Genomic DNA, 26265 nt, shown 5'->3' with positions numbered 1-26265 from the left:
GAGACCCGGCCTGCGCGCTCAGAAGCTGAAGCGCATCGATGCCGTGAAGGTGCGCCCGGTCAGCGTCTGGGCGGTGACGACGCCCGACGTCGGCAGCGCCGCCGAGTTGACCGACACAAAGGCGAGCTTGTCGAACACGTTATAGACATTCAGGCCGAGCTGGATGCTCTTGACCGGACGGACCTGCACGAACGGGCTGACGATCGTGTAGCCGGGCTGCTTCAGCAGGTTGCTGTCCTGCGCGTAGCTGCTGGTGGTGCCGATCACGTTGGTGCCGATGGTGAATTTCTTCACCTCGAACTGCGGCGTCGCCTGGAAGATCAGGTCCGGCTGATGGCGCGGCGTGTTGCCGACCAGCGTCTTGTCCGCCTTGTCCGCGTCGATCTTCGCCTTGGTGTAGGTCGCACCCAGGCGCAGGCTGAGCGGGCCGCGCTCGAACAGGCCTTCGAGCTCGATGCCCTTGGCGCTATAATCGCGGTCGATCTGCAGCACCACCGTCTGGCCGGTCGCGTCGGCGCCGATCTGCAGGTTCTTGTCGGTGGTCGTCGCCCAGAAGGCGGTGGCGAACAGCGAAACCCCGTTCTTGCGGAACTTCACGCCCGCCTCGGCCTGCTTGACCGGGCCATAGGCCATCGACGGATCGGTGAGCGTGCCGGCATTGGCATTTACCGCCGGCGAGAAGAACAGGCGCTCGGCGCTGGCGCGCGCGCCGCGGCTATAGCGGGCGAACACCGACAGCGGCTCGGCCACGCGATAGTTCACGCCTACCGAATAGGACGCGTAGTTGTAGCGGTAGTTCGCATAGCCTGGCTGCGCGAGCGGCAGCACGGCGACGGAACGCTCGGGCAGCGAGATCACGCCGTCGCGGTTCATGTCGACCGGTGCGGTGCCCACGCGGGTGCCGCCCAGATCGGCGCCGTACAGCGTGCCGCTGACCTTGCCGAAATCATAGCGCAGGCTGGCGCCGACTGAAAGCGCGCCGATCTGGTAGTTGACCGAGCCATAGGGCGCGAACACGCGGTAGCTGAGATCGTACCGGCGGCGATAGGCGGCACTGCCACGAATGCCGTAGGACAGCACACCACCCTGGGTCACCGGCGTGCCGTTGCCCGCGATCACGTCGACATAGGCCGAGTTGCCGCCGCTGGCGATGTCGAACACGTCGTTCAGCAGGTGCAGGTTCTGCGCCATCGCCTGCGAGGAGGCATAGAAGCCCGCAGTGGTGGTCAGCTTGCCGTCCCCGACGCCCCAGACACGGCTGCCGCGGAAGTCATTGGTGAAATTGTCGAGCTTCTCGAGATCCGAATGGATTTCGAGGCCGTACATCAGCAGGCCGTTGCCGTTGAGCGTTGCGGGCGAGGCGATCGTCGTGCCCGCATTGGGGCCGGTGGCATAGCGCAGCGTCGCGCCGGGGCCGGCGAAGGTCGGCGCGGCGATCGCGGCCGGCAGCAACGCCATCGAGCTGCTTTCGTTGTAGGTACCGGAAACCTGCGCGAAGCGCACGCGGTCGCTGAACGTCCAGCCGGCGATGTCGAACTGCGCTTCGAGGCCGACCGAGGCGACCTTGCTGCGATCGCCGTCGCGCAGATCGAGATTCTGCACATTGTTGTTGCCGTCGAGCGCCAGGATCGACGTCTTGTAGCGCGAGTAGAGCGTGTCTTTGCGCGGATCGAAGCCCGGGATCGTGCTGTACACCGGATTGGCGTTGGTGCCGCGTACGGACACCGGCAGCATCGCGTAGTTGGGCTCGCGATCGTCGAGATACTTGGCGTAGAGGCGCACATAGCCGTGCTCGAACGTCTTGGTGACGTTGAACTTCAGCTGGCCACCCTTGAAGGCGTCATAGCCCGTCGCGCGGGGGCCCTCGCCCTGGCGGTAGAAGCCGCCGATGTTGAAGCGGACGGTCTTGCTGAGGTGGCCGCCATAGTCGAAATCGACCCGGCCGAGTTCATAGTCGATGCCCGACGAGAGCTGCAGCGTGCCGCCCTCCTGCTCGCCGGTCTTCGACAGGAAATTGACGAGGCCGCCCGGCGAATTGGACGCGAAGGTCGAGGCCGAGCCGCCGCGAATCGCCTGGACCTGCGAGAGGCTGAGGTCCGTGCGCAGGAATGCGTTGGTCGAGGCGAAGTGGATGTCGCCGAATTCGAGGACCGGCAGGCCGTCTTCCTGGATCTGCAGGAACTTCGAACCGTCGGCGGCAAGCGGCAGCCCGCGGATGGTGATCGCGCTCAGGCCTTCGGTGCCGGAGCTCTCGGCGCGAATGCCGGGCATGTTGCCGAGCACTTCGGCCACCGAGCGGGTGCCGATCTTCTGGATATCGTCTTCGTCGATGCTGCTCGCCGAGATCGCCGAATCGAGCAGGTCGCGACCCTTGGCGACGCCGGTGGTGAACGCCTGCTTGGCTGGCTGCGGTTCTGCGGGGGCAGCCTTGCGCGGTGCCGGCGCGGCTTCGGCCTTCTGGGCCTCCTGGGCGTAGGCGGGAAGGACGAATAGCGCACACGACGCTGCGAGTGCGAGACGAAGTCGGTGATGCACGTGGACCCCTTTTGTTTTTCCAACGATCAATCGCCGTTTCTTTGGGGGCTTGCCGTTAAGAGATTGAAACGAGGGCGTTACGTACAACTACGGCGCTGAACGTTCGGCTGCGGGGTACCGTGGCGACGTTTGGAGAATGTCGTGTCCCGCGCGAGGAGGTGTCAGGGCAGCCCTGCTCGCCAAGGTTTGGAAGATCGCAACGCTGGGGCGCTGCGCGGAGGCGAAATCTCCGTGACGGACAATCCACGCAGCTTCCCCGCAGGGGCCATGCCCGAGACCAAATGGTCGGCCAGCGGAGGGCAGAGGAGCGGGCTCCGTAGCCGTCGCCGCATCCTGGAGGCGTATGAGAGCAGGCTGGCTCATATCGCCGCCCGGAGGCGGGGCGAAATGCTCGGCTATGCTGGCGTCGCTTGGCGGCGAGCAAGCCTAGCGGCTGCGGCGCGCGAGCACCTCGACATAGCTGTCGAGCACGGCGCGGTTCACCCGATCCCACACATAGGCCTGCGCCTTTTCGTGCCCCGAGGCACCGGCGGCGGCGGCGAGCGCCGGATCCTGGATCAGCCGGGCGATCGCGCCGGCATAGGCGTCCACGTCGCGCGGCGGCACGAGGAAGCCGTTGACGCCGTCCTCGACCAGGTCGATCGCGCCGGTCGCGCGGGCGGCGACGATCGGCACGCCGCAGGCCATCGCCTCCGAGGTGACGTTGCCGAAGGTCTCGGTGACCGAGGGGTTGAACAGCACGTCCATCGACGCGACGGCGCGGGCCAGATCGTCGCCGCGCTGGAAGCCGGTGAAGATCGCACCCGGCACATGCTCGGCGAACCATTGCCGCGCCGGGCCTTCGCCGATCACCAGCACCTTGTGGGGAATGCCGCGCTGGGTGAGGGTGTTGCAGACCTCGGCGAAGATATCGAGACCCTTTTCGAGCACGAGGCGGCCGAGAAAGCCGACCGCGAACTCCTGGTCGCCGATGCCGAGCGACCGGCGCCATTCCAGGCTGCGTCGGCTGGGATTGAAGCGGGCATGGTCCACCCCGCGCGACCAGATGCGGATCGGCGTCGTCACGCCCCAGTCGCGGATCAGCTCGGCGGTCGAATTGCCGGGTGTCACCACCTGGTCAACCCGGTTGTAGAAGCGGGTCAGCAGCTTGATGATCACCGGCGCGACGAAGCCGAGATGGTAATAGGCGGGATAGGTCTCGAACCGGGTGTGGAGCGAGGCGAGCGTCGCGATATCATGCTTGCGCGCCCAGGTCACCGCCCCGTGACCCAGGAATTCCGGGGCCGAGACATGCACCATGGTCGGTTCGAAGGCCTCCAGATCGGCGCGGATGCTCTTGGGCAGGCCGGTGGCGAACTTGTATTCGGCGCGGCCGCCCGGCACGGGCCAGGCGGGCACGCTCACCAGATCGCCGGTGGGCGGGAAGGCGGGGGTGTCGGTGGTCGGCGAATAGACGCGGACGGTCACGCCCTGATCGAGCAGAAAGCCGACGAGCTTGTTGAGTGCCTGGTTCGCGCCGTCGCGAACATAGTTGTAGTTGCCGCTGAAAAGGGCAACGCGAAGATCGGAGGGCTGCATGTTCATGCCCCGCATAGTCGCGCGGCGGCGGCCCGGCAAGCGGACGTCATGTTAGCGTCACGGAACAGCGGCAGCGGCTGCCGGTTCTGCCAGCCATGAGCAAGCATTTCGCGAAGGGCGCCGCGGTGCGCTGGAACTGGGGCGGCAGCCACGCCGAGGGCAAGGTGGCCGAGCGCTTCGATCGCCGCGTCCAGCGGACGATCAAGGGCGAGAAGATCGTCCGCAACGGCAGCAAGGACAATCCGGCCTATCTGGTCGAGCAGGAAGATGGCGGCCGGGTGCTCAAGCTGGAGAGCGAGCTGGAGGCGGGATGACGTTCCTTAGCCCTCCCCTTCAGGGGAGGGGGTGGGGCAGGGGCTCACCGAGACCGAGCTGCGTTCTGGCATCCCTCCACCCCAACTCCTCCTCCCAGGAGAAGGGGCCAAGCTTGCGTTGTCACCGCACGTACAGTGCCCGCGCATCGGCCTTGAACGCCTCGGCGCTGGCCTTGCGCGAATAGAACATGTGCCCGCCCGGATAGACTCCCAGCTTCACCCGCTGCTCCACGCCGTAGCGCGGCAACTGGTCGATGATCAGCCGCGATCCGAAATAGGGGCAGGACAGGTCATTATAGCCGTGGACGATTAGCACGCCCATCTTGGGATCGTTGGCCACCGCCTTGCGCAGATCGCTCACCGGCGCGTCGTCGGGCGTGCCGCGGTCCCAGGCCGCGTTCACCGAGAAGGACAAGGCGTTGTAGCGGGCGCCGGTCTTCCAGCCCACTTCGCGGGTGATGAAATCGACCATCGCGCTGGTCGTCGGTGCGATGATGCCCTCCAGGATCGGGTCGCCGGACTTGCGCTCGGCGGAGTTGGGGAAGGGATCGAAGGCGTCGACATTGGAGTCATAGACGCTGCCGATCTTGCCGTCGTCGCGGTGCACCTCGCGCAGATAGGTGCCTTCGTCGACACGCCCATCGAGCCGCGAGACAAGCTTGGGGTCGAGCCCGGTCAGGTCGGACACCCGCGCGCTGATTCGTGCCGTCGCCTGCGGATCCGAGCGGCCGGCGAGCAGGTCGGTCGCGAAGGCGCCGCGGGTATAGGCCTCCACCTGTGCCATCGCCTGTGGGCTCAGCTTGCCCTGGCGCTCGAGATGCCCGGCTGCCATCGACGGCAGGTTGATCATCCACGGCAGCGGCGACAGCGCATCCGAACCCGAGGTCGCGGCCGGATCGAGATAGGGCGACACCATCACGATGCCGTTGACGCCGATGCCGAGCTGGGTCTGCAACTCATAGGCGATGCGCGGCGCGCGGTAGCCGCCATAGCTTTCGCCCATCACGAACTTGGGCGAGCGCAGCCGCTCGTTCTTGACCAGCCAGTCATAGACGATGCGCGACAGATATTTCACGTCGGGCTCGGTGGCGTAGAAGGCCTTCTTGGTCGCCTCCTCGTCGACCAGGCTGCGGCTGAAGCCGGTGCCGATCGGATCGATGAACACGAGGTCGGTCATGTCCAGCCAGCTCGCCGGATTGTCGACCAGCAGCGGCGCGTCCGAGGGCGCATCGCCCTTGTCGCCGAACTGCACCCGCTTGGGGCCCACCGCGCCGAGGTTGAGATAGACCGAGGACGCGCCGGGGCCGCCGTTGAAGGCGAAGGTCACCGGTCGCGACGGCCCGCCGCCGGGCACGACATAGGCGGTGTAGACCACCTCGCCGATCTTCTTGCCCTTGGAATCGTACACCGGCAGCTTGCCGACCGTCGCCTGATAGCGGATCGGCTTGCCGCCGATCACCGCGGCCTGGGCGATGGTCTTGTCGTCGGGCAGCGGCGGAAGCTCGTCCTTGTCGGCCTTCGCCTCGCCCTTTTCGGCGGCGGGGTCGGGCTTCTTGTCCTGCGCCGGTGCCTGGGGCGCGAGGAGGAGGGCGGCGAGCGAGGCGGCAAGCAAGGTGCGGTGGCGCAAGAACAGGGTCCCCCGATGGATCATTGGTGCCCTAGCCTAGCGGCACACCGGGCGCGAATCCACCGCCGGTTCCATCACAGCGTGCGGACCATCCACCGGGCACCCGCGCCATAGCCCGCGACCTTCGCGGCCAGTGCCGGGGAAGCGGGGCACGGGGCAAAGCCCAGCCCGATCCAGAAGGGGGCCGCGCCCTCGATCGCGATCAGTTCGGCGCGCCGAACACCGTCGGCACGGGCAAGCGTGACGGCATGTTCCACCAGCGCGCGGCCGACCCCGGTACCCCGCGCGGCGGGCGACACTGCCAGATCGTGGACGAACAGCGTGTCGCCGCGGATGCTGGGATCGAGCACCGCGCCCACCGGCGGCGGCGTCTCGCCCGGCCAGCCATGGGCGAGCAGATAGGCGACCAGCACGCCGTCGCGCTCGGCCGCCAGGCAATAGGGCGCGGCGGTGGTGCGCCGGCTGGCAAAGGCGTCCTCCGGCTCGACCAGGAAGGGCGGATAGACCTGCGCCTGGAGGCGAAGCGCCTCCGCCAGGTGCCGTGGTTCGAGCGGGATCAGGATCGGTGCGGGCATGGGTACGGCCATGCCATCCCCGGCGGGCAGCGAAAAGGGGCGGTGGTGTGCCACCGCCCACCCGGTTGCCGTCGGCAATTGTGGCTAAAAGTCCCTTAACCGTCTCTAATAACTATACTCCTGAACCCTATCTTACGGCCGAGATGGCACAAGCGACGCTGGATGCTGGCGATATATTCGCCTGAATTCGGTGGAGTGATCCGTGTCTGTCTTGCGTTGCATCATTTGCCTGATTGCTGCCGGTACTGTGTTGATGCTTGCCGGGAATAGCGACGTTCCGGATCTGGAAGTGCAGGTGCTGGACCGGATCAATCATGTTCGGCAGGATCCCGACGCCTATGCGGAACGCCTGCGCAGCCTTCGCCCGCATTTCGTCGGCAAGACGCTCTATCTGCCGGGGCAGGCACGTGGACAGGTGACGCAGGAGGGCGTGCACGCCGTCGACGAGGCGATCGCCTTCCTGAAGACGCAGACGCCGCTGCCGCCGCTCAGCCGCGGCGACCTGCTCGATCTTGCCGCGCGCGAGCATGTGGTGGTGCAGGGCGCGCTGGGAACCCGCGGCCATTTCTCGCCCGACGGCGCCTCGCCCGGCGACCGCGTGCAGCGTCACGGCGGCGGCAAGCTGGTGGGGGAGGAAATATCCTATGGCTATGCCAATGCCGACGACGTCGTGCGGCAACTCGTGGTCGACGACGGCGTGCCCGACCGCGGCCACCGCGAACTGCTGTTCAATCGCGAGCTGCGCTATGCCGGCGTTGGCTGCGGTGCCCATAGCCAGTACGGCCATATGTGCGTCATCGACGTCAGCCGGACGCGCAACGGCGCGTCGCGGTACGAAGCCCTGGCGCAGAATGACGCCTCGCCCGGAACGGCGGCTCGACCGCGCTGAACGCGGGTCGGAGCAGGGCGACGCTGGGAGACCACGCGCGCAAACCGGGCTGGCCCGACCGCTTCGGGTCAGCGCACGACGGCGACCAGATCCCCGGGCTTGACGACGGCGAAGACATGCCGGGCGAAGGCGAGCGGCACGCCGATGCAGCCATGGGTGGCAAGGCCCTGGCGGACGTCGCTGCCATGAATGGCCACGCCGTCGCTGGTCAGCCACATGGTATAGGGCATTTCGGCGTCATAGTTGTTCGAGCGATGGTTGCGCTCGAGCGCGCGGATCGGGAAATTGCCGGTCGGCGTCGGCGTCGCGTCCTGTCCGTACAGGATCACGCTCGTGCCGATCTCGTCCGCGCCCCGAAAGACGGAAACGAGCTGCCGCGCCAGGTCTACCCGGATCCAGATCGGCCCGGCGGGCACATCGCGCTCGTTCCACAAGAATTCGCCGAACTGCATCCGCGCCGGCACCTGGAGCAGGCTGCGCACCGTGCGGGCGCTGCCGTCGGCGAGGCGCAACTGCTGCGCCTGGTTTTCGGGGAGCTGGATGCGATCCGCGGGCGCGGGCGCGGTCAGCGCCGGAGCCGCCAGGGGTACGGCGCCGCCCGATCGACGTGAAAGCGCATGCGCGCCGACCACCGCGACAAGCGATACGCCTGCCGCCAGCGAAACCCACATGCCGATCGGGCGTCGCGTCGGCATTATACCGCGGCGTTCCTCCGCCTGCGGATCCGGATGGCGCCGCCGATCAGGAAAAAGGCCGCGATCATCATCGCCCAGGCCGAGGGCTCCGGCACCGGGGAAGGTACGGGCGTGGGGGGCGAGGGCGGCGGATTGGTCGGGTTATTGGGGCCGATGGGCGGCACGCCGCCGCCCGGTGAGCCCCCAGTTGGGCCCCCGGGTACGATGCCGTCGCCCGGAGTCGGCAGACCCGAGGCGTTGGGCACGACATCCGCGGCCGGCGTCAGCGATGCGATGTTCGAGGGGAACCCGAGCGGAAGCGGCGGCGGCAGATCTTCGGGCAACCCAAGCGCGGCCGGGATCGGCGCATCCTCGGCGGTCAGATCGAACACGCGGGGATAGGCAATGCCGTTCTTCGCCGTGGAATCGGGCACCAGCGCGTCTCGCGGGCGCTTGTCGTCCACCCCGTGATTCCGGCGGCCCTTGATGCTGTAGGCGCCGGCCTCGCGGGCCCCGGGGGACCGCGCCGTGAGCAGCCCGAGCGCGTCGATCGAGCGGGTGATCCGATTTACCGCGCTGGCAACGGGCGGCACCGCGATACCGGCGGACGTGGCGGAGAGAAGGACGACGGCAGCCACGGCCGTACCGAGCTGGCGCAGGCGGCTGCCTGCAACGCGTCCCTGTTCTGTTTTCTCCACCCTGGTACTCACTCGAACCTCTTCTTCCAGACGGCTCGTTCTTGTTAACTACTGCATTATCAGCAAAATACTTAACAAATTTGAACAGCCTTGCATGCCGATAGTTCCTGCAGCTCTCGTCGGCAACCTTCCTGCCGCGAGCCAGAACGTCCAATCTGTTTCCGGTGTATCAAAATAGACATCTTCATACTAGTGCAAATATGAAGATGTATGCAGGGGCTCATTTTCCGAGGAGATGCTCGACCAAGCTGTTGAGACTACGGAAGTTTGCGACGGTAAGCGAGTGATTTTCGCGTTCCGGCGCGGACGGTGGCAGCGGCGCCAGTGCACGGGCGAAACCGAGTTTCGCCGCCTCGCGGGTTCGCAGCGCGGCATGGGCAACCGGCCGAACCTCACCGGAGAGCGCGATCTCCCCGAACACCACCGCATCGGTGGGCACCGGCCGCTCGGAAAGCGCCGATACCAGCGCGGCGGCGATCGCCAGATCGGCGGCGGGATCCTGCACCCGGTACCCCCCGGCGATGTTCAGATAGACTTCGCACGAGGAGAAGCTGAGCCCGCAGCGCGCCTCCAGCACCGCCAGCACCATCGACAGCCGCGCCGTATCCCATCCCACTACCGATCGCCGGGGCGTCGCGCCCGACGCGAGTCGCACGGTCAGCGCCTGCACCTCGACCAGCACCGGCCGCGTCCCTTCCAGCGCCGGGAACACCACGGTGCCGGCGACATTCTCGTCGCGCTGGGTGAGGAACAGCGAGGACGGATTGGCAACTTCGCTCAGCCCTTCGGTCTCCATCGCGAACACGCCGATCTCGTCGGTGCCGCCGAAGCGGTTCTTCACGGCGCGCAGGATACGGTAGAGATGGCTGCGCTCGCCCTCGAAGGCGAGAACGGTGTCGACCATATGCTCGAGCACGCGCGGGCCGGCGATCGAACCGTCCTTGGTGACATGGCCGACCATCACCAGCGCGGTGCCGCGTTCCTTGGCGAAGCGGATCAGTTCCTGGGCGCTGGCACGGACCTGGCTCACCGTGCCCGGCGCGCCTTCGATCAGGTCCGAATGCATCGTCTGGATCGAATCGATGATCAGCAGGTCGGGCGGGGTGCCCATGCCCAATGTCGTCAGGATGTCGCGCACCGACGTGGCGGCGGCAAGCTGCACCGGCGCCTGGCCGAGGCCGAGCCGCCGCGCGCGCAGCCGCACCTGGTCCGCCGCTTCCTCGCCCGAGACATAGGCGACCGAGAGCCCGCGCATCGCGATCTTGGCGGCGGCCTGAAGCAGCAGGGTCGACTTGCCGATGCCGGGGTCGCCGCCGATCAGCGTCGCCGATCCTTCGACAAAGCCGCCGCCCAGCGCGCGATCGAATTCGGCGATGCCGCTCGGCATCCGTTCGGGCAGCGCGATCTCGGTATCCAGCCCCGAAAGCTGGATCATGCGGCCGCCGGTTTGCAGGTGGTGCTTGGCTTGGAAGGGGGTCGGCGAACTGCCTGCTTCTTCGACCAGCGTGTTCCACTCCGCGCAGTCGGCGCATTGCCCCGCCCATTTCGAGGTGACCGATCCGCAGGCCTGGCACACATAGCGCTTCTGAACTTTTGCCATGACGCCCTGTGTAGGCGAACGAAAACGAAAAGGGAACGTGCGGCAGGGGCGACGGACGCATGCAAGCCTCTTCACCGTCCGCGCGGGGCTGCTATGGAGCAGGCATGACCGGGCTCGACATCCTCACCCTCCTCATCATCGCGGGCGCTGCCATTCTGGGCTTTCTGCGCGGCTTCACCACCGAGGTGCTGGCGTTCCTCGCCTGGATCCTGGTGGTGGTGGCGGTGAAGTTCTTCCATGCCGGCTTCACGGCGATCCTCGCGCCGATGATCGGCACCGAGGGCGGCGCGGCGGTGCTCGCCTTCGCGCTGCTCGCGGGGCTCAGCTATTTCGGCGGGCGGCTGATCGCCAACACGCTGGGCGGGCAGATGCGCAATTCGATGCTGGGCCCGATCGATCGCGCGCTGGGCGTCGGCTTCGGCGTCGCCAAGGGGCTGATCCTCGTCAGCATGGGCTTTCTGGTGCTGATGCTGGTGCTCGACACGTTCGAGGGCGGACGAACGCATCGGCCGAAATGGATCACCAGGTCGGTCACCTATCCGCTGCTCGACACGACCAGCGCCGCGATCGGCGACTTTGTCGACCGCCGCCGCAAGGGGGAGCCGGTGTTCGGCAAGGACAAGACGTCGGACGACCAGACCGACGCGCGCGAAGACCAGAACTGATCCGTACCGGTCAGCCCTCGCCCCGGCGATAGCGCGCGGGGGAGGTTCCGAACTGCCGCCGAAAGGCGGTGCTGAACGCCGCCACGCTGTCATAGCCGCTGTCCAGCGCGGTGCTGGTCACCGAGGCGCCATCGCCAAGCAACCCGGCGGCGTGCAGCAGGCGCGCCTTTTGCCGCCAGGCCTCCAGGGTCAGCCCCGTCTCGCGCGGGAAGGCGCGTTGCAAGGTGCGGATACTGCCGCCGGCCTCGCGCGCCAATGCCGTGAGGCTGCGCCGATCGGCAGGCGCCTGCTGGCAGTGCAGCGCCACGCGCCGCGCCCGAGCGTCCCGGGGCAGGGGCAGCATCCGGTCCTCGTGCGGCGCGGTGCGGAGGAGATCGATCAGAACGGCCGCGAGCCGATCCTCTTCCGCCCGGTCCCGATGCAGCATGCCGAGGGCGAGGAGGTGCAGGATCAGCTCGCGCAGCAGCGGCAGGACCGTCAGCACGGTCGGCGCGTCCGGAAGCGGGGCCGAGCGGGGCGCCGCGATATAGAGGGTCCGCATGGCGACTTCGCCCTGCATGGTAAGGGCGTGCGCGACGCCGGCCGGGATCCAGATCGCCCGGGTCGGTGGCACCACCCATAGCGCGGCCTCGGTACGGACGTGCAGGATGCCCCGCGTGGCGAAGACAAGCTGGCCCCAGCCATGGCGATGCTCGGCGAGGATGGTACCCGGGCGGAACGTCGCGGCGAGGCTGCGGACGTCGAGCCCGTCCTCCGCCTCGCTCAATCGAAGAACCCCGGCACATAGTGCATCGCGCCGGCGAAATTGCCTTCGCTGTCCTCGAAATAGACCAGCTCGCCGACTCCGTCGATGCGGTAGGGCTGCATCAGGATCCGGCCGCCATTCGCCTCGATGGCGGCGATCGTTTCCCGCAGGTCGTCCACGCCGAAGCTCGCCTCGAAACCGCGCATCGGCGCGTCGGGCACCAGTTCGCGGCGTTCCTGCAGCGCCCCGATCACCCCGGCGCCGGCATTGTGGATCTGGTAGAAGCCCGGCGGCCCCCAGGGGTCGAAGCGCCAGCCGAACACGCTTTCGTAGAAGCGTTTGGCGCGCGGCAGATCGTCGGCATTGATGGCGAAGTGGCGGAAGGTGGCAGGCATGGCGATGCTCCCGGAGTGGATCGGTGTCCGCAGAATAGCGTGCCGCGGCGTGGCGCGCTTGCCGAGAAATGCCGATTTCGTCTTTTCACGCGACACACTGCGGATCCCGCGCGCGCGTGCAACCCATACCAACGGCAGGCATTTCGCGCTCGCAACTGCGGGGCGGCTACCCTAGATCGGGGGCATGAATGCGCCGCTCTACAATCTCGAAATCCTGCGGCTCGCCGCCGCCATCCCGCATCACGAGCGGCTCGCAAACCCCGGGGGCACGTCCGAGAAACGCTCGCCGGTATGCGGCAGCCGCGTGACGGTAGACATCGCCGTCGACGATAGCGGCCGGGTCGCCGCGGTGGGAATGCTGGTGCGTGCCTGCGCGCTGGGCCAGGCATCGGCTGCGCTGCTCGGCGAAGCGGTGGTCGGCCGCATGCCGGCCGAGATCGCCGCGGCGCGCGACGAGCTGACCGCCTGGCTCGCCGGCGAGCGGGACACGCCGCCCGACTGGCCGGGCATGGACCTGTTCACGCCCGCGCTGCCGCATCGCGGCCGTCACGCCTCGATCCGGCTCGCCTTCGAGGCGGCGGCGGAAGCTGCCGCGCAGGCAGTGGAGGCACGGGTCTGATGGAACATGCAGGCGGCGGTTCGATGCTGGTCGATGCGGTGCCGATGCTCGGCTTCGCGCTGTTCTTCGTGCTGCTGTTCCGGCGGCTGGGGTTGGGTGCCACGCTGGGCTTTCTCGTCGCCGGCGCGCTGGTGGGGCCGCATGTCCTCCGGCTGGTCGGCGATGCCGAGGGCAAGATGGGCATTGCCGAGCTCGGCATCGCGCTGCTGCTGTTCCTTGTCGGCCTGGAACTGAGCCCGACCCGGCTGTGGCAGATGCGGCGCGACATATTCGGGCTCGGTCTCCTGCAGGTGACTTTGTGCGGCGTGGCGATCGCGGCGATCGTCTGGCTGGCGACCGGCTCCACGCTGGGCGCGGCGCTGGCGCTCGGCCTCCCCATGGGGCTTTCCTCGACCGCGCAGGTCTTGCCGCTGCTGCAATCCGCCGGTCGCCTGCGCACGCCGTTCGGCGAGCGCGCCTTCGCGATCCTGCTGTTCCAGGATCTCTCGATCGTGCCGCTGATCACGATCGTCGCGGCACTGTCGCGCAATCCGGCGGACCAGGCGGGGCCGCCGGGATGGCTGCTCGGACTCTACACCGTTGCCGCGATCGTCGGGCTGGTGCTCGCCGGGCGCTTCCTCTTGCGGCCGCTGTTCCGCGTGATCGGCAATCTCGACGAGCGCGAGATGTTCGTCTTCGCCGGGCTGCTGACGGTGATCGCCAGCGCCGCGGTGATGGAAGCGCTGGGTCTCTCCGCCGCGCTGGGGGCGTTCATCGCCGGCGTGATGCTGGCGGACTCGCCCTTCCGGCACGAGATCGAGGCCGATGTCGAGCCGTTCCGCGCCATCCTGCTCGGGCTGTTCTTCGTGGCCGTGGGCATGACGCTCGACCTGCATGCCATCGCCGAGCGTCCGTTCTTCGTCGCGGGCATGGCGCTGGCGCTGATCGCGACCAAGGCGGCGGTGATCATGGGGCTGGGGCTGCTGTTCGGGATGAAGCCGCGCGGCGCCTTTGCGCTGGGCGTGCTGCTCAGCCAGGGCGGCGAGTTCGGCTTCGTCCTGTTCGCCCAGGCGCAGAAGGCGCTGCTGATCGAGCCGCAGGCGGCCAGCGTGTTCAGCGCGATCGTCACCGTCTCGATGGCGACCACGCCGTTCCTGATGATGGCGACGCGGCGCCTCCGGGCCGAGCCCCCCAAGGCGGGCGCGCTGCCCGACGGGCCGCGGCAGGAAGGCGCCAATGCCGTCGTCGTCGGCTATGGCCGGTTCGGCCAGACGGTGGCGCAGATGCTGATCGCGCAGGGCATTCCGGTGACGATCATCGACCGCGACGTGGAGATGATCGAGACCGCCGGCACCTTCGGCATGAAGGTCTATTATGGCGATGGCACGCGCACCGATCTGCTGCGCCAGGCCGGCGCTGCCGAGGCCGAACTGATCCTGTTCTGCCAGGACGGCGACGGCCTGGACACCGCGATCATGGAGGGCGTGCATGCCGCCTTCCCCAAGGCGAGCCTGTTCGTGCGCGCCTATGATCGCCGCAGCATCATGAAGCTGAAGGGCGCGCCGCTGTCGGGCGTCGTGCGCGAAGTCATGGAGAGTGCGATCGTGATGGCCCGTCGGGCGATGGACGCCGTGGGCGTGGACGGCGCCGAGATCGACAAGACCGAGGCGGAATATCGCCGTCGCGACATCGAGCGGCTGAAGGCCCAGAAGGAAACCGGCGATCTCTATGCCGGGCGCGACGGGGTGTTCAGCCAGTCGGCCGCCGCGGCGGCCGCAGTGCAGGATCGCGGGGATGGATGAACTGAAGCAAGAGACCACGCCGGTCATGCCGGTCATGGCGGTTCTCGTGGCGCTTTCGGGCGCGGTGGCAGTGGCGGCGGGGGCGTTCGGCGCCCATGGCGCGCATGGTCAAGCGGCCGAGTGGCTCAAGACCGGCGGACAATATCAGCTTGTGCATGCCAGTGTTGCGATGATCGCTATTCTTCGGGGCGCGCGCGTGCCGGCATGGCTGTTCCTCGTCGGCAGCTTCGTCTTCGCCGGCACGCTCTACCTGATGGCGCTGGGGCTGCCGCGCTGGCTGGGCGCGGTGACGCCGATCGGCGGGGCGGCGATGATCCTCGGCTGGCTCTGGTTCGCCTGGATGCTGGCGAGGGCGGCGCGATGACCGAGCCGCAGGCCCCCTGGGATCCGGTGCAGGTCCGCAGCTGGCTGGAGCGCCGCATCAAGGCGGCGCGCGCCGACCAGGATGTGGCCGATCGCTATGGCCGCGATCGCGAGGACGACTATGACAAGGCCGCCGCCGAGGAATGGGTGTGCGACCAGTTTCGGCACAGCGATGCCGTCGAGGACCAGGCCCGCTTCGCCGATGCGATCCAGGCGTTGGTGTCGAAGGACGATTTCTACCGCCCCGGCGTACGCAGCGAGCAAAGGTTCGAGCGCGAGGTGAAAACCTATTTGCGCAAGCTCGCCAAGATGACGAAGACCAATACCGGGTTCGGGAAGATGCTGCGCTATCAATAGGCGCGGCACTTCATCGCGCGCGCCTTTCTGGGAACTGCCCGATTGCGGCGCCGGGCAAGCTCCGGCATCGTTGCACCATGCACAGCGTAACCTTCGAGCCGACGCAAGACGATGTGATCGCTGCTTCCCGTCTGAACTATCGGGCCACGCTGCGATCCGGGCGAGTGGTGCGCGCCTACCTGCTGCCGTCGGCGGTGCTCGCTTTGCTGGGCTGGTTCCTGGCGGGGCCTTGGTCGCTGGGCCCGGCGCCCCTGATCGCGGCGCTCGCAGGCGGCTACTGGCTCCTCGTGTTCTCGCTGATTCTCTGGACGAATTACCTTTTCATTCCATCGAGGGCCCGCCGCAACTTCGCGCAGCAGCGAGCGCTCCACGATCGCACCACCATTACCTGGTCCCCGGCGGGCATTTCGTTCGTTTCCGAGCGCGGGCATACGAACTTCGCCTGGACGGACTTTATCGGAATCGTCCGGGGGCGTGACGTCATCATCCTGCGGCAGACCGACCTGCTGGTCAATTTCGTGCCGACGCGCCTGCTTGATTCGGAACAGCTCGACAGTTTCCCGGCGCGCGTTTGACCGGCTATTTCGCCGCCCGCCGGCACCGGTCCGAGCAGTAGATCACATGCTCCCAATCCCGTTCCCACTTCTTCCGCCAGGCGAACGGGCGCTGGCAGACCGGGCAGGTCTTGGTCGGAAGGTCCCGCTTGGCGACACCGCGCGGCATCGGTCTATTCCGCGCCCACGATCTTGGCGACGCCGGCCGCGACCGTGGGGTGGTAGCCAGCCTTTGACGCCTCGTAGAAGCGACGCGCGATCGGCTTGCCCCAGTCGCCCTGTGCCATCAGATCCTTGTAGATCGGATAGATCAGCAGCCCGCGGCCGACGCTGCCGACCAGCTTGCCGATCGACGGGAGGGCCGGATCATAGCGATTGGCGATCGCCAGTTCGCCCCAGGCCGAGCGGACATAGGCGTTGCTGGATGCCGAGAGCCCCAGCGTCTCGTCCAGTTCCTTGAGCCGCGCCGGTGCCTGTTTGCGCTCCAGGCCGTTCAGGAAGCGCAGCCACTGCTGCGTCGCCCAGCCCTGCGGCTGCACCGCGGAGACCGGCCCGCCCGCATTCACCGCCGCCAACTGGGCATCCACCGCCTTCAGCGTCGCGGACTGCACATGTACGGCATTGGTCGGCAGCCCCGCAGCATAGGCCCAGCGATCGAGCTGGAGGTTCGATTCGAGCGCCCGGTCGCCCTGCACGAGATTGGCGCGCAGATCCGCCAAGAAGCCCGCGGTGGTCTGCGGCTGGAAGGCGTGTCGGTCGAAATAGCCGCGCAGATACACGTCCCAGCGCTGGCGCCCGACGGTCCGCTCGATCGTGCGCAGGAAGGTCGAGCCCTTGAAGTAATCGAGCTGCCCGAAGGTCGCGCCCGGATCTCCGTGGAGCCGCGTCGTCGGCGCCTCCATGCCGCCGGCATCGGCGATGTCCTTCTGGAGCCCGTCCCATTCGAGATCGGCGTCGGTCGCGGCGCGTTCCTTGCCGTACACCGCCTCCATGATGCGGTTCTCGAAATAGGTGGTGAAGCCCTCGTTCAGCCAGCTGTCCGACCAGGTCGCGTTGGTGACGAGATTGCCCGACCAGCTGTGGGCGAGCTCGTGGGCCACGACGTCGACGTTCGACTTGTCACCGGTCAGGATGGTGGGCGTGAGGAAGGTGAGGGTGGGGTTCTCCATGCCGCCATAGGGGAAGCTCGGCGGCAGGACGAGCATGTCGTAGCGGCCCCAGCGATAGGGGCCGTAGAGCGCCTGGGCCGCGTCGATCATCTTCTCGACATCGGCGACTTCCTTGGCGGCTGCCGCGAGCATGCTCGGTTCGGTCCACACACCGGCGCGCGGGCCGACGGGCTGGAAGGCGAGGTCGCCTACCGCGAAGGCGATCAGGTAGGGCGGCACCGGCTTGTCCATGCGGAAGCGGAACTTGTGCCAGCCCTTGCCGGCCGGCACGCCCTTGGCGCCGTCGATCCGTGTGCCGCTCGCCACCGCGACCAGATCGGCCGGGACGGTGAGGGTGGCCGACCAGGTCTGGCGAATGCCGGGGCTGTCCTGGGTCGGGATCCAGCTGCGGTTGTTGATCGGCTGGCCCTGGCTGAACAGATACGGCTTCTTCTTGCCGGCGGTGAGTGCGGGCGCCAGCCATTGCAGCGCCGAGGCGCCGGGCGCGGTCGCATAATGGACGACGATCCTGCGCGCGCCGTTCAGCTGCACCGTGAGCGGCGCGCCGAGATCGGGCTTGGCGGCGCCGACCGTGAAGGGCAGCGGCTTGCCGGCCGAATCCGTCACCTTGGCGATCACCAGCCCGTCGTCGTCGAGCACGATCTCCTGCGCGCCGGGCGCGGCGAGGATGTCGAGCGTCGCGGTGCCGGACAGCGTGTTGGCCGTGAAGTCCGCACGCAGGTCGAGTGCGACATGGGTAACGCGGGCGATCTCCGGTCGCGCATAGGTCCACACGTCGTTCGCCTCGGGCGTGGTGAGGATCGGCGCGGGAGCCGATCGCTGGGCGAGGGCGGGGGAGACGAGCATGGTCGAAGCGGCGAGGGCCAGGGCTAGGATGCGCATGCGCAGGAGCTAGGCCTTGGCGCTGCCCGGGACAAGCGGTTGTCATGGATCATCTCCGCGGCGCGGACCCTCCGCAGAGCCGAACCGTTGATGCCCGATGAAGGCAGGGGGGGACATGGCAGATCTGGTGGCCGAGCGGCCGGCAACAGTGGCTGGCGAGGGTGCGGCGCTGCACGCGCTGATCGCCTATCTCAAGCAGCAGGACTATCGCTTCGTCACGCCGACACCGGCCAGTCACGCCCGCGTGCTCGCCCGACCGGACCGGCAGCAGGCCGCCGATCTGCGCGGCATCTTCGGCTGGAGCTTGCCCTTCGCAACCGATCGCTTGGAAGCCGCGCTTCTGGAAGCCCTGCGACGCGCCGACCTGGTCGAGACGGCAGGGGAGCAGTTGCGGAGCAAGGTCCGCGTATCGACGCTCGGGCCGGACCTTCTGGTGCATTCGGCCTATCCGACCGACGATACGCACGCGGTATTCTTCGGCCCCGACAGCTACCGCTTCGCGCGCTTCATCGCCGAGGAACTGCGCCGCTGTCCGCAGCGGGAAGGCGCGAGGCTGGTCGATATCGGCACCGGCGCTGGCGCCGGGGCGATCGCTGCGGCGCATTGCTGTCCGCGGGGCGACATCGTGATGACGGACATCAACCCGGCCGCACTGCGGCTGGCGCGGGTGAACGCGGCCGCGGCGGGCGTCGAGGCGCGGTTCGTGGAAGGTGAGGGCCTGTCGGGCATCGCGGGCGCGCTCGACCTGGTGCTGGCCAATCCGCCCTATATCATCGATCCGGCCGGCCGTGCCTATCGCGACGGTGGCGATCTCCATGGCGCAGGCGTGTCGCTGGCCATGGCTCGCGAGGCGATACCGCGGCTCGCGGCGGGCGGGCGCTTCCTGCTCTACACCGGTAGTGCCATCGTGGACGGAGCCGACGGGCTTCAGGAACGGCTGGCGCAGCTCGCCGCGGCGGCGGGGTGTCGGCTGCGATACGAGGAAATCGACCCCGACGTGTTCGGCGAGGAACTCGAGACGGCGGCGTATGCGGACGTCGAACGCATCGCGCTGGTGACCGCGGTGATCGAGCGAGATCGCGTGTAATAAAGCCCCTCCTCCTTGGAGGAGGGGTTGGGGTGGAGGGATTCCAGAACTTCTGTTGGTCTCGGTGAGACACTGCCCCACCCCAACCCCTCCCCTGAAGGGGAGGGGCTTAGATGGGCTTCAGCGTTGCGAATCCAGAAACGCTGCGACCTTCGCCAAGTCGACCGTTTTGTCCAGATAGGTCTGCCCGATGCCGCGGGCGAGCAGGAAGGGCAGGGTGCTGCCCTCCATCTTCTTGTCGTGGAGCATGTGCCCGACCAGCGTCGCGCCGTCGGCGGTCACGCCTGCGGCCGCGAGCCCGTCCGGCAATCCCACCGAGCGGAGATGCGCCGCCACCCGCGCGGCATCCTCGGCCGGGCACAGGCCCTGCTGCGCCGAGAAGGCGAAGGCCAGGGCCATGCCCGCTGCCACCGCTTCGCCGTGGAGCAGCTTGTCCGAAAAGCCGGTCTCCGCCTCCAGCGCATGGCCGAAGGTGTGGCCGAGGTTGAGCAGCGCGCGGGTGCCGGTCGTCTCGCGCTCGTCCGCCGCGACGATCCGCGCCTTGGCGGCCACCGAATGGCCGATCGCCGTTGCCCGTGCCTCGGGATCGCCCGCGAACAGCGCCGCCGCGTTGGCCTCGCACCAGGCGAAGAAGCCGGCATCGTCGATCAGCCCGTATTTCGCCACTTCGGCATAGCCCGCGCGCAACTCGCGCTGGGGAAGGGTGTCCAGCACCTGCGGATCGATCAGCACCACCGCCGGCTGATGGAAGGCGCCGATCAGATTCTTGCCGGCCCTGGAATTGATCGCTGTCTTGCCGCCCACCGAGCTGTCGACCTGCGCCAGCAGCGTCGTCGGGATCTGGACGAAGTTGCAGCCGCGCTTGAGGATGCTGGTGGCGAAGCCGACCAGGTCGCCGATCACCCCGCCGCCCAGCGCGATCACGTGATCGCTGCGCACCACGCCCTGTTCCAGCAGCCAGTCGGTCAGCGATTCGAGCTGTGCCCAGCTCTTGGTGCCTTCGCCTGCCGGCAGCACCAGCACCGGGGCCGTCACGCCAGCAGCGGCAAGGCTGGCGACCAGCGTCTCGCAATGCGCGGCAAGATGGGTGTCGGTGACGATCGGCATCGGTCGCCCGCGCGACAGCGGGGCGAGCACCTCGCCGACACGCGCCAGCAAGCCGGGCTCGATGCGCACGTCATAGCTGCGTGCGCCGAGGGCAACGGGGATGGTGGTCATTTGCGCAGGGCCTTCAGGATCGCGTCCACGGTGGTTTCGTGCGGGGCCGCTACGCTGGGCACGCGGATCTGCGCAAGCGCGTAATAGGGATTGCGCACCTGGGCGAGCTCGGTGAGAATCGCCAGCGGGTCCTTGCCGCGGAGCAGCGGCCGCGTATCGCGCCGCCGCACCCGATCGGCGAGAATCGCCGGCTCGGCATCGAGCCAGATCGAAATCGCCTGATCGAGGATCAGCGTCCGGGTCTCGTCATTGATGAACGCGCCGCCGCCGGTGGCGATCACCTTGGGGGTGCCGTCCACGAGCCGCGCGATAACCCGCCGTTCGCCGTCGCGAAAATGCGGCTCGCCGAATTTGGCGAAGATGTCGGAGACCGACATGCCCGCCGCCGATTCGATTTCCGCATCGGCATCGACGAAGGGAAGCCGCAGGCGCTGGGCGAGACGGCGCCCGACCGTGGTTTTTCCGGCCCCCATCAGGCCGACCAGGACGATCGGCTTGCCGGTCCAGCTGTTCAGTTGCGCATGCGTTTGTAACATCGTGCGAAGGGCTATACAGCGAGGGACCGTCTCGGGCAAAAGGCCCTTACCGCTTAAGGATTGGACCGTTTTTCATGTCGCGTTTGCTTGTCGTGTTGCTCGTCATTCTGGTGGTTCTGGTGGGTGGCATGTTCGCCCTGGCCGGCCGCAACACCGTGAAGGAGCCGGTGCGCATGGAGAAGGCGGTCGCGCTTGAAAACCTCGCCAACTAGGGTTTCCCGGATCGCGCTCGGCGCGGCGCTGCTCGCCGCGATCGGCGTTCCCGCGTTCAGCCAGCAGCAGAAAGCCCCCGAATCGCTGCTGCCGCCCGGCTTCGACCAGCCGGCCCCGCGGCAGCAGCCCTCTGCGCGCCCGAGTCCTCCGCCGAGCGCAGCGCCGGCAGCGGCTCCGTCGCCGAGCGGTGACGTTGCGTCGCCGGCCGGAGACATGGGGCCCGACGCCTTCGATATCGAGGAAAGCAACGCCAGCGTCGCGGCCGCGCCGGCGATCGACCTCTCGCAATACGACCTGCCCAAGGGCGTGCGCCGGCCGCTGAACCGCATCGGCATTCTGGCGGCGGGCAATGCGCCGTTCCCGGCCGATGCGTTCGGCGACGTGCCCGGCGCGACGCAGGTGACCCTGATGCGCCGCCTGAACGCACCCGTGGCCTCGCGCTGGGTGTCGATCGCGTTGCGCCGCGCGCTGATGTCGCCGATTGACACGCCGCGCGGGATCAACGGCGCCGACTATGCCGCGGAGCGGGCCTGGCTGCTGCTCCGCATGGGCGAGGCCGGCGCGGCGCGTGGTCTCGTCAGCTATGTCGATATCGACGACTATACCAATGCGCTGGACCGCGTGGCGATGCAGGTCGCACTGGCGACCGGCGACCCCGCCTCGGTGTGCCCGATCGTCGACGATGCGGCGGCGAACATTCCCGATCGTGGCTGGGCGCTGGCCCAGGCGATCTGCGCCGGCCTGGCCGGCAAGCCCAGCGAGGCCGACCAGCGGCTCGACGCCGCCGCCAAGGGCAAGCCGCGCAACGATCTCGATACACTGCTCGCCACCAAGGTGGTGGGGATGGGCGCCGATTCGCGGCGTGCGGTGACGATCGACTGGGTGGGGGTGCCCGCGCTTTCCGCCTGGCGGTTCGGCATGGCGACTGCGGCCGGCGTGGATATCCCCGACAATCTGTTCGCGACGGTGGGCCCGGAGTTCCGCTACTGGCAGGCGCTGTCCCCCTCGGTATCGCCCGCCAACCGCGCGGGAGCGGCCGAACTGGCCGCTGCCGCGGGCGTGCTGTCCAACGCGGCGCTGGCCGATCTCTATGCCGAGCTCGACCAGGCGAGCGACGTACCCGATCCGCTGCAAAAGACGGTGCGCGACCTGCGGAGCGCCTATATCGGATCGGCAAGCGAGCGGGTGCAGGCGATGAAGAGCCTGTGGGACGCGGTGGAAACGCCGCGCCTGCGCTACGCCCGGCTGGTGCTGACCGCCAAGGCCGCGGTGTGGATCCCCGCCAACAAGGATGCGGCGGAGCCCGACCGGCTGATCGCCTCGATGCTCTCCGCCGGCTATGATTCGGCGGCACTGCAGTGGCGCGGAGTGGTTGCCCCGGGCAGCGAGGGCTGGGCGTTGCTCGCGCTGGCCGCGCCGGCCGGCACGCTCGGCTATGGCGATTTCGAGCGCTATGCGGGGTCGGCCAGCCCGCGCAAGGCGGCGATGTTGCTGGCCGGGCTGGCGGGGCTCGGTCGCCTGTCGCCTGCGGATGCCCAGCGCGGGGCGGAGGCAACCAAGGTGGGGATCAGCGGCGTCAACGCCTGGACCCAGGCGATCGATCGTGCGGGGGCGCGCAACCAGCCCGGCATGGTCGCGCTGCTCGCCGGAGTCGGCATGCAGTCGCCGCGCTGGGACCAGGTGACGCCCGAGGCGCTCTACCACATCGTCGCGGCAATGCGTGCCGCCGGAATGGCCAACTATGCCCGGATGATCGCCGTGGAGGCGGTCACGCGCGCGGCGTGAGCGCCGATCGCGACCTGATCGAGCGCTTCCTGGAAATGCTCCGCGCCGAGGCGGGCGCGGCGGCGAACACCATCGCCGCCTATGGCACCGACCTCCGGCTCGCCTCGGAGGCACTGGGCGGTGACCTGGTCAACGCGGGCCGCGAGGAGATCGAGCGGCTGGCGAGCGGGTGGGGCGAACTGGCCCGCGCCACGGTGGCTCGGAAGTCGGCGGCGCTCCGCCGCTTCTTCGCCTTCCTCGCGGAGGAGGGGCACCGCGCCGACGACCCCGGCCACGCGCTGCCGCGGCCCGGCACCGCCCGCCGGCTGCCCAAGATCCTCAGTACGAACGATGTCGACGCGATGTTCGCCGCCATCGCCGAACGCCAGGCGCGGGAGCCGCCCGATCCGCTCGACCTGCGCCTCGCCGCGCTGATCGAGCTGCTCTACGGCTCGGGCCTGCGCGCAACCGAACTGGTGTCGCTGCCGCGCAACGCCATCCATCCCGATCGGCCGTTCCTGATCCTCAAGGGCAAGGGGGGCCGCGAGCGGCTCGTGCCGATCTCCGATCGGGCCCGCGCCGCGGTGGCGATCTGGCGGCGCGAGGTGCCGCCGGACAGCGCCTGGCTGTTCCCGTCGGGCAAGAAGCACCTCACGCGGGTGCGGCTCTACCAGATCGTCCGCGCGCTCGCGGGGATCGCCGGCATCCCGCCCGAGCGGGTGAGCCCGCACGTCCTGCGGCACGCCTTCGCCACCCATCTGCTCGAGGGCGGGGCGGACCTGCGCGCGCTCCAGGCGATGCTGGGCCATGCCGATATCGCGACGACCGAAATCTATACCCATGTCGACAGCCGCCGGCTGGTCGAACTCGTCAACGAGAGACATCCGCTGGGCGAGGCGCTCGTTGACGCGAAGCGCGGCTCCGCGTAGCGCCACGCGCATGACGACATTCCTCGACTTCGAGAAGCCGATTGCCGAGCTCCAGGGCAAGATCGACGAGCTGCGCAGCGCCGCCCATGACGGCGATGTGGACATCGCCGCCGAGATCGCCCCGCTCCAGGCCAAGTCGGACAAGCTGCTGCTCGACACCTATGCCAAGCTGACGCCGTGGCAGAAGACGCAGGTCGCTCGCCACCCCGAGCGCCCGCACTTCAAGCATTACGTCGCCGGGCTGATCGAAGACTTCATGCCGCTGGGCGGCGACCGCGCCTTTGCCGACGACGCCGCGATCATCGGTGGCCTCGGCCGGTTCCGCGGGCGCCGAGTGATGGTGATCGGCCATGAAAAGGGCGACGATACCGCCACCCGCCTCAAGCACAATTTCGGCATGGGCAAGCCGGAGGGCTATCGCAAGGCGATCCGCCTGATGAAGCTGGCCGATCGATTCGGCATCCCGGTGATCACGCTGGTCGATACCTCGGGTGCCTTCCCCGGCGTGCAGGCCGAAGAGCGCGGCCAGGCGGAAGCGATCGCGCGTTCGACCGAGGCGTGCCTTGCGCTCGGCGTGCCGCTGGTCGCCTCGATCCTCGGCGAAGGCGGCTCGGGCGGCGCGGTGGCGCTGGCGACCGGCAACGTCGTGCTGATGTTCGAGCACGCCGTCTATTCGGTGATTTCGCCTGAGGGCTGCGCGTCAATCCTGTGGCGCACCGCGGACAAGGCCCCCGAGGCGGCCGAAGCGATGAAGGTGACCGCGCAGCACCTGAAGGATCTGGGCGTGATCGACGGCATCGTGCCCGAACCGCTGGGCGGTGCGCATCGCGATCCGGCGGCAGCGATCGCCGCACTGGGTACGGCGCTGGAGACGGCGCTGACGGACTTCGACGGCCGCGAACCCAGTGCCGTGCGCGCAGCGCGTCGTCAGAAGTTCTTGGCAATCGGGCGGGTTTAATCCTTCCGATCTCTTTCCCAACATGACAGACAAAAAGGGCGGCGAACCGGGATGGTTCGCCGCCCTTTCTGCTATTCGGTCTGAAGCGACTTACTGCTTCATGTTCGACGAAACGTTCTCGAACGTCTTCTTCAGGTTGTTGCCCAGGCCCTGCATCGCGGCGATCGCGGCAACGGCGATCAGAGCGGCGATCAGGCCGTACTCAATGGCGGTCGCGCCCTTCGAGTTCTTCAGGAAATTGCGAATCTTCTGCATGTCGATCTCCACTGTTCGAAACTTCAGTCACCCGGCTGGACGGGTCTTCCCCCCGAACAGCAACACCGGTTCTACGGCCCCGACAGTTTAGAAAGGTTTAAAGCCGCAACCGCTCAATACCCCGTTGCGGTGGAAATTCGGTTGTACAGCCCGTTCCACGTCGAGGTGGTCTGCGAACCCAGGCTGCTGACCCCACCGATGAGCGCGATGACGATCAGCGCGATAATCAAACCATATTCGACGGCGGTCGCGGCCTTGCGGTCTCGCGCCAGTCCGGCAAGGACGCGCTGGGCATGGCGGGTCGAAAAGGGCATCATACCCGCAACAATAGGGTGGAGACGGTTAATCAAATGCTATCTGGGCCGAATCGGTGACGGCGCTTCTTCATGTGGTGGCGGTGGCGATGGTCGATCTCGACGGCCGCGTGCTGGTTCAGCAACGCCCGGCGGGAAAGCCTATGGCTGGACTGTGGGAGTTCCCCGGCGGCAAGATCGATCCCGGCGAGACACCCGAAGCGGCGCTTATCCGCGAACTGCATGAGGAATTGGGGATCGAGGTCGCGCAGGCGTGCCTGGCCCCGGCCGCCTTCGCCAGCGAACCGCTGGGCGACCGCCATCTGCTGTTGCTGCTCTATGCCTGCCGCAAATGGGACGGCATTCCCGAAGCGCGCCATGCAACGGCGCTGCGCTGGGTCTATCCCGCGCAGCTCCATGCGCTCGACATGCCGCCCGCCGATCGACCGCTAATCGGGCTGCTCGAGGCCCTTTTGTAACGCTGCGGTCAGGCTGGCGGTCGCGCTGCCGCGCTTGGCCGGCTGCGGCTGGCCGGGGGCGGGGGCCCAACCGGTTAGAAAGACGATGTCGAACCGCTCGCCGACGCGCCCATCGGAATCGGCGCGCGCGGCAAAGGCATCGGCCAACCGCGCTAGCGTATCGCGGCGCAACGGCCGGCGATCGACCAGCAAATTGCTCGCCGCCATGCCGCGCAGATCGCCGATCAGGCCGAACAGGCTGCCGTAGCGCACGGTCACCGTCTCGACATCGGCGACCGGCAGCGCGAAGCCGGCGCGGACCAGCAGGTCGCCGGCCGACCGCACGTCGATCATCGGATGTGCACGCGCCGTTCCCGGATCGGCATCGCGCAAGGCGGCGCGCAGCGTCGACAGGCTGTTGCCGCCGAGGAAGGCGCCGAGGAACACGCCATCCGGCCGCAGCGCCCGCCGGGCCAGCGACAGCGCGCCGGGCACGTCGTTCACGGTATCGAGCACACCCGCCGAGACGACAAG

29 protein-coding genes and 1 pseudogene are annotated in these 26265 nt (G+C 68.1%); 14 read left to right on the top strand and 16 right to left on the bottom strand.

Annotation, left to right across the window (positions count from 1 at the left end; translation table 11 throughout):
- Window positions 1–18 precede the first annotated feature (18 nt).
- The gene (locus QZ814_RS10235; RefSeq protein ID WP_294331619.1) at window positions 19–2535 is read right to left on the bottom strand and encodes a TonB-dependent receptor; all 2517 of its coding nucleotides are present in this window, start codon (window positions 2533–2535) and stop codon (window positions 19–21) included.
- 426 nt (window positions 2536–2961) lie between these two features.
- Window positions 2962–4113, bottom strand: coding sequence for a glycosyltransferase family 1 protein (locus QZ814_RS10230; protein ID WP_294332579.1), 1152 nt, complete (start codon window positions 4111–4113; stop codon window positions 2962–2964).
- 95 nt (window positions 4114–4208) lie between these two features.
- Between QZ814_RS10230 and QZ814_RS10225 the strand changes: the two genes are divergently transcribed.
- Window positions 4209–4427: a DUF2945 domain-containing protein gene (locus QZ814_RS10225; protein WP_294331617.1), complete on the top strand. Its 219-nt coding sequence runs from the start codon at window positions 4209–4211 to the stop codon at window positions 4425–4427.
- Window positions 4428–4548: 121 nt separating this feature from the next.
- Here QZ814_RS10225 and QZ814_RS10220 read toward each other — a convergent pair whose 3' ends face one another.
- The gene (locus QZ814_RS10220; RefSeq protein WP_294331615.1) at window positions 4549–6078 is read right to left on the bottom strand and encodes a peptidase S10; all 1530 of its coding nucleotides are present in this window, start codon (window positions 6076–6078) and stop codon (window positions 4549–4551) included.
- A 50-nt stretch (window positions 6079–6128) separates the two neighbouring features.
- Window positions 6129–6629, bottom strand: coding sequence for a GNAT family N-acetyltransferase (locus QZ814_RS10215; RefSeq protein ID WP_294331614.1), 501 nt, complete (start codon window positions 6627–6629; stop codon window positions 6129–6131).
- Between the two features lie 253 nt (window positions 6630–6882).
- Between QZ814_RS10215 and QZ814_RS10210 the strand changes: the two genes are divergently transcribed.
- A complete protein-coding gene (locus QZ814_RS10210; RefSeq protein ID WP_294331612.1) occupies window positions 6883–7518 on the top strand; it encodes a CAP domain-containing protein in 636 nt (211 codons plus the stop codon).
- A gap of 68 nt (window positions 7519–7586) precedes the next feature.
- Here QZ814_RS10210 and QZ814_RS10205 read toward each other — a convergent pair whose 3' ends face one another.
- The 3 genes from QZ814_RS10205 to radA all read right to left on the bottom strand — a co-directional run bounded on the left by QZ814_RS10205 (window position 7587) and on the right by radA (window position 10490).
- Window positions 7587–8213, bottom strand: a complete 627-nt coding sequence (locus QZ814_RS10205; protein ID WP_294331610.1) for a L,D-transpeptidase family protein — start codon at window positions 8211–8213, stop codon at window positions 7587–7589.
- Window positions 8213–8830, bottom strand: a complete 618-nt coding sequence (locus tag QZ814_RS10200) for a PEP-CTERM sorting domain-containing protein (protein WP_294331608.1) — start codon at window positions 8828–8830, stop codon at window positions 8213–8215. Before QZ814_RS10200 ends, QZ814_RS10205 begins: the two co-directional genes overlap by 1 nt.
- Before the next feature lie 280 nt (window positions 8831–9110).
- Window positions 9111–10490, bottom strand: a complete 1380-nt coding sequence (radA, locus tag QZ814_RS10195) for a DNA repair protein RadA (RefSeq protein ID WP_294331606.1) — start codon at window positions 10488–10490, stop codon at window positions 9111–9113.
- A gap of 104 nt (window positions 10491–10594) precedes the next feature.
- Between radA and QZ814_RS10190 the strand changes: the two genes are divergently transcribed.
- On the top strand, window positions 10595–11155 hold the full coding sequence (locus QZ814_RS10190) for a CvpA family protein (protein WP_294331605.1): 561 nt from the start codon (window positions 10595–10597) through the stop codon (window positions 11153–11155).
- A 10-nt stretch (window positions 11156–11165) separates the two neighbouring features.
- Here the strand turns inward: QZ814_RS10190 and QZ814_RS10185 are convergent, their stop codons facing one another.
- Both QZ814_RS10185 and QZ814_RS10180 read right to left on the bottom strand, forming a co-directional pair.
- The gene (locus tag QZ814_RS10185) at window positions 11166–11921 is read right to left on the bottom strand and encodes a helix-turn-helix domain-containing protein (protein ID WP_294331604.1); all 756 of its coding nucleotides are present in this window, start codon (window positions 11919–11921) and stop codon (window positions 11166–11168) included.
- A complete protein-coding gene (locus tag QZ814_RS10180; RefSeq protein ID WP_294331602.1) occupies window positions 11918–12295 on the bottom strand; it encodes a VOC family protein in 378 nt (125 codons plus the stop codon). The genes QZ814_RS10185 and QZ814_RS10180 overlap by 4 nt, the downstream gene beginning before the upstream one ends.
- A gap of 184 nt (window positions 12296–12479) precedes the next feature.
- Between QZ814_RS10180 and QZ814_RS10175 the strand changes: the two genes are divergently transcribed.
- The 5 genes from QZ814_RS10175 to QZ814_RS10155 all read left to right on the top strand — a co-directional run bounded on the left by QZ814_RS10175 (window position 12480) and on the right by QZ814_RS10155 (window position 15990).
- Window positions 12480–12914 carry an iron-sulfur cluster assembly scaffold protein gene (locus QZ814_RS10175; protein ID WP_294331600.1) on the top strand — a complete coding sequence of 145 codons (435 nt, stop codon included), beginning with the start codon at window positions 12480–12482 and terminating at the stop codon, window positions 12912–12914.
- Window positions 12914–14695, top strand: a complete 1782-nt coding sequence (locus tag QZ814_RS10170) for a cation:proton antiporter (RefSeq protein WP_294331598.1) — start codon at window positions 12914–12916, stop codon at window positions 14693–14695. The genes QZ814_RS10175 and QZ814_RS10170 overlap by 1 nt, the downstream gene beginning before the upstream one ends.
- A gap of 25 nt (window positions 14696–14720) precedes the next feature.
- Entirely contained in the window at window positions 14721–15059 is a 339-nt protein-coding gene (locus tag QZ814_RS10165) for a DUF423 domain-containing protein (protein WP_294332577.1), read from the top strand.
- A complete protein-coding gene (locus QZ814_RS10160; RefSeq protein ID WP_294331595.1) occupies window positions 15056–15415 on the top strand; it encodes a hypothetical protein in 360 nt (119 codons plus the stop codon). The genes QZ814_RS10165 and QZ814_RS10160 overlap by 4 nt, the downstream gene beginning before the upstream one ends.
- Before the next feature lie 77 nt (window positions 15416–15492).
- Window positions 15493–15990: a YcxB family protein gene (locus tag QZ814_RS10155; RefSeq protein ID WP_294331593.1), complete on the top strand. Its 498-nt coding sequence runs from the start codon at window positions 15493–15495 to the stop codon at window positions 15988–15990.
- 4 nt (window positions 15991–15994) lie between these two features.
- Here the strand turns inward: QZ814_RS10155 and QZ814_RS10150 are convergent, their stop codons facing one another.
- Window positions 15995–16138: a DUF2256 domain-containing protein gene (locus tag QZ814_RS10150; RefSeq protein WP_294331591.1), complete on the bottom strand. Its 144-nt coding sequence runs from the start codon at window positions 16136–16138 to the stop codon at window positions 15995–15997.
- Between the two features lie 4 nt (window positions 16139–16142).
- Window positions 16143–18020 (bottom strand): M1 family metallopeptidase, encoded by a 1878-nt coding sequence (locus QZ814_RS10145; protein ID WP_294331589.1) that lies wholly within the window; start codon window positions 18018–18020, stop codon window positions 16143–16145.
- Between the two features lie 115 nt (window positions 18021–18135).
- On the opposite strand from QZ814_RS10145, the gene QZ814_RS10140 reads away from it, so the two are divergent.
- On the top strand, window positions 18136–19107 hold the full coding sequence (locus QZ814_RS10140; protein WP_294331587.1) for a methyltransferase: 972 nt from the start codon (window positions 18136–18138) through the stop codon (window positions 19105–19107).
- A 120-nt stretch (window positions 19108–19227) separates the two neighbouring features.
- Here QZ814_RS10140 and aroB read toward each other — a convergent pair whose 3' ends face one another.
- Window positions 19228–20325 (bottom strand): 3-dehydroquinate synthase, encoded by a 1098-nt coding sequence (aroB, locus tag QZ814_RS10135; RefSeq protein WP_294331586.1) that lies wholly within the window; start codon window positions 20323–20325, stop codon window positions 19228–19230.
- Complete coding sequence (locus QZ814_RS10130) at window positions 20322–20861, bottom strand: shikimate kinase (RefSeq protein WP_294331583.1); 540 nt, start codon at window positions 20859–20861, stop codon at window positions 20322–20324. The genes aroB and QZ814_RS10130 overlap by 4 nt, the downstream gene beginning before the upstream one ends.
- 74 nt (window positions 20862–20935) lie before the next feature.
- Here QZ814_RS10130 and QZ814_RS10125 point away from each other — a divergent pair, with 74 nt between their 5' ends.
- The 4 genes from QZ814_RS10125 to QZ814_RS10110 are packed head-to-tail and all read left to right on the top strand — an operon-like array spanning window position 20936 to window position 24725.
- Window positions 20936–21073: a hypothetical protein gene (locus QZ814_RS10125; protein ID WP_010543352.1), complete on the top strand. Its 138-nt coding sequence runs from the start codon at window positions 20936–20938 to the stop codon at window positions 21071–21073.
- Window positions 21054–22859: a hypothetical protein gene (locus QZ814_RS10120; RefSeq protein WP_294331580.1), complete on the top strand. Its 1806-nt coding sequence runs from the start codon at window positions 21054–21056 to the stop codon at window positions 22857–22859. Before QZ814_RS10125 ends, QZ814_RS10120 begins: the two co-directional genes overlap by 20 nt.
- Window positions 22856–23767 (top strand): tyrosine-type recombinase/integrase, encoded by a 912-nt coding sequence (locus tag QZ814_RS10115; RefSeq protein ID WP_294331579.1) that lies wholly within the window; start codon window positions 22856–22858, stop codon window positions 23765–23767. The genes QZ814_RS10120 and QZ814_RS10115 overlap by 4 nt, the downstream gene beginning before the upstream one ends.
- Window positions 23768–23777: 10 nt before the next feature.
- The gene (locus QZ814_RS10110) at window positions 23778–24725 is read left to right on the top strand and encodes an acetyl-CoA carboxylase carboxyltransferase subunit alpha (protein WP_294331575.1); all 948 of its coding nucleotides are present in this window, start codon (window positions 23778–23780) and stop codon (window positions 24723–24725) included.
- Window positions 24726–24815: 90 nt separating this feature from the next.
- Here QZ814_RS10110 and QZ814_RS10105 read toward each other — a convergent pair whose 3' ends face one another.
- Window positions 24816–24980: a Flp family type IVb pilin gene (locus QZ814_RS10105; protein ID WP_294287363.1), complete on the bottom strand. Its 165-nt coding sequence runs from the start codon at window positions 24978–24980 to the stop codon at window positions 24816–24818.
- Window positions 24981–25093: 113 nt separating this feature from the next.
- Entirely contained in the window at window positions 25094–25294 is a 201-nt protein-coding gene (locus QZ814_RS10100; protein ID WP_294287365.1) for a Flp family type IVb pilin, read from the bottom strand.
- 89 nt (window positions 25295–25383) lie between these two features.
- Between QZ814_RS10100 and QZ814_RS10095 the strand changes: the two genes are divergently transcribed.
- On the top strand, window positions 25384–25752 hold the full coding sequence (locus QZ814_RS10095; protein WP_294287373.1) for a (deoxy)nucleoside triphosphate pyrophosphohydrolase: 369 nt from the start codon (window positions 25384–25386) through the stop codon (window positions 25750–25752).
- Here QZ814_RS10095 and QZ814_RS10090 read toward each other — a convergent pair.
- Window positions 25723–26265: pseudogene (locus QZ814_RS10090) on the bottom strand (SAM-dependent methyltransferase); the annotation flags it as partial. The gene QZ814_RS10095 and the pseudogene QZ814_RS10090 sit on opposite strands and share 30 nt — an antisense overlap.

Source organism: uncultured Sphingomonas sp. (genome assembly GCF_913777625.1).
In the GTDB taxonomy this organism is placed as follows: domain Bacteria; phylum Pseudomonadota; class Alphaproteobacteria; order Sphingomonadales; family Sphingomonadaceae; genus Sphingomonas.
This window is presented reverse-complemented; position numbering and strand designations above follow the sequence as displayed.

Bases quoted from the DNA above. Each gene is read 5' to 3' on its own strand.
- QZ814_RS10230 (WP_294332579.1), bottom strand. From the start codon at position 4,113: ATGCAGCCCTCCGATCTTCGCGTTGCCCTTTTCAGCGGCAACTACAAC.
- QZ814_RS10225 (WP_294331617.1), top strand. From the start codon at position 4,209: ATGAGCAAGCATTTCGCGAAGGGCGCCGCGGTGCGCTGGAACTGGGGC.
- QZ814_RS10220 (WP_294331615.1), bottom strand. From the start codon at position 6,078: ATGATCCATCGGGGGACCCTGTTCTTGCGCCACCGCACCTTGCTTGCC.
- QZ814_RS10215 (WP_294331614.1), bottom strand. From the start codon at position 6,629: ATGCCCGCACCGATCCTGATCCCGCTCGAACCACGGCACCTGGCGGAG.
- QZ814_RS10210 (WP_294331612.1), top strand. From the start codon at position 6,883: ATGCTTGCCGGGAATAGCGACGTTCCGGATCTGGAAGTGCAGGTGCTG.
- QZ814_RS10205 (WP_294331610.1), bottom strand. From the start codon at position 8,213: ATGCCGACGCGACGCCCGATCGGCATGTGGGTTTCGCTGGCGGCAGGC.
- radA (WP_294331606.1), bottom strand. From the start codon at position 10,490: ATGGCAAAAGTTCAGAAGCGCTATGTGTGCCAGGCCTGCGGATCGGTC.
- QZ814_RS10190 (WP_294331605.1), top strand. From the start codon at position 10,595: ATGACCGGGCTCGACATCCTCACCCTCCTCATCATCGCGGGCGCTGCC.
- QZ814_RS10180 (WP_294331602.1), bottom strand. From the start codon at position 12,295: ATGCCTGCCACCTTCCGCCACTTCGCCATCAATGCCGACGATCTGCCG.
- QZ814_RS10175 (WP_294331600.1), top strand. From the start codon at position 12,480: ATGAATGCGCCGCTCTACAATCTCGAAATCCTGCGGCTCGCCGCCGCC.
- QZ814_RS10170 (WP_294331598.1), top strand. From the start codon at position 12,914: ATGGAACATGCAGGCGGCGGTTCGATGCTGGTCGATGCGGTGCCGATG.
- QZ814_RS10165 (WP_294332577.1), top strand. From the start codon at position 14,721: ATGCCGGTCATGGCGGTTCTCGTGGCGCTTTCGGGCGCGGTGGCAGTG.
- QZ814_RS10160 (WP_294331595.1), top strand. From the start codon at position 15,056: ATGACCGAGCCGCAGGCCCCCTGGGATCCGGTGCAGGTCCGCAGCTGG.
- QZ814_RS10155 (WP_294331593.1), top strand. From the start codon at position 15,493: ATGCACAGCGTAACCTTCGAGCCGACGCAAGACGATGTGATCGCTGCT.
- QZ814_RS10150 (WP_294331591.1), bottom strand. From the start codon at position 16,138: ATGCCGCGCGGTGTCGCCAAGCGGGACCTTCCGACCAAGACCTGCCCG.
- QZ814_RS10145 (WP_294331589.1), bottom strand. From the start codon at position 18,020: ATGCGCATCCTAGCCCTGGCCCTCGCCGCTTCGACCATGCTCGTCTCC.
- QZ814_RS10140 (WP_294331587.1), top strand. From the start codon at position 18,136: ATGGCAGATCTGGTGGCCGAGCGGCCGGCAACAGTGGCTGGCGAGGGT.
- aroB (WP_294331586.1), bottom strand. From the start codon at position 20,325: ATGACCACCATCCCCGTTGCCCTCGGCGCACGCAGCTATGACGTGCGC.
- QZ814_RS10130 (WP_294331583.1), bottom strand. From the start codon at position 20,861: ATGTTACAAACGCATGCGCAACTGAACAGCTGGACCGGCAAGCCGATC.
- QZ814_RS10125 (WP_010543352.1), top strand. From the start codon at position 20,936: ATGTCGCGTTTGCTTGTCGTGTTGCTCGTCATTCTGGTGGTTCTGGTG.
- QZ814_RS10110 (WP_294331575.1), top strand. From the start codon at position 23,778: ATGACGACATTCCTCGACTTCGAGAAGCCGATTGCCGAGCTCCAGGGC.
- QZ814_RS10105 (WP_294287363.1), bottom strand. From the start codon at position 24,980: ATGCAGAAGATTCGCAATTTCCTGAAGAACTCGAAGGGCGCGACCGCC.
- QZ814_RS10100 (WP_294287365.1), bottom strand. From the start codon at position 25,294: ATGCCCTTTTCGACCCGCCATGCCCAGCGCGTCCTTGCCGGACTGGCG.
- QZ814_RS10095 (WP_294287373.1), top strand. From the start codon at position 25,384: ATGGTCGATCTCGACGGCCGCGTGCTGGTTCAGCAACGCCCGGCGGGA.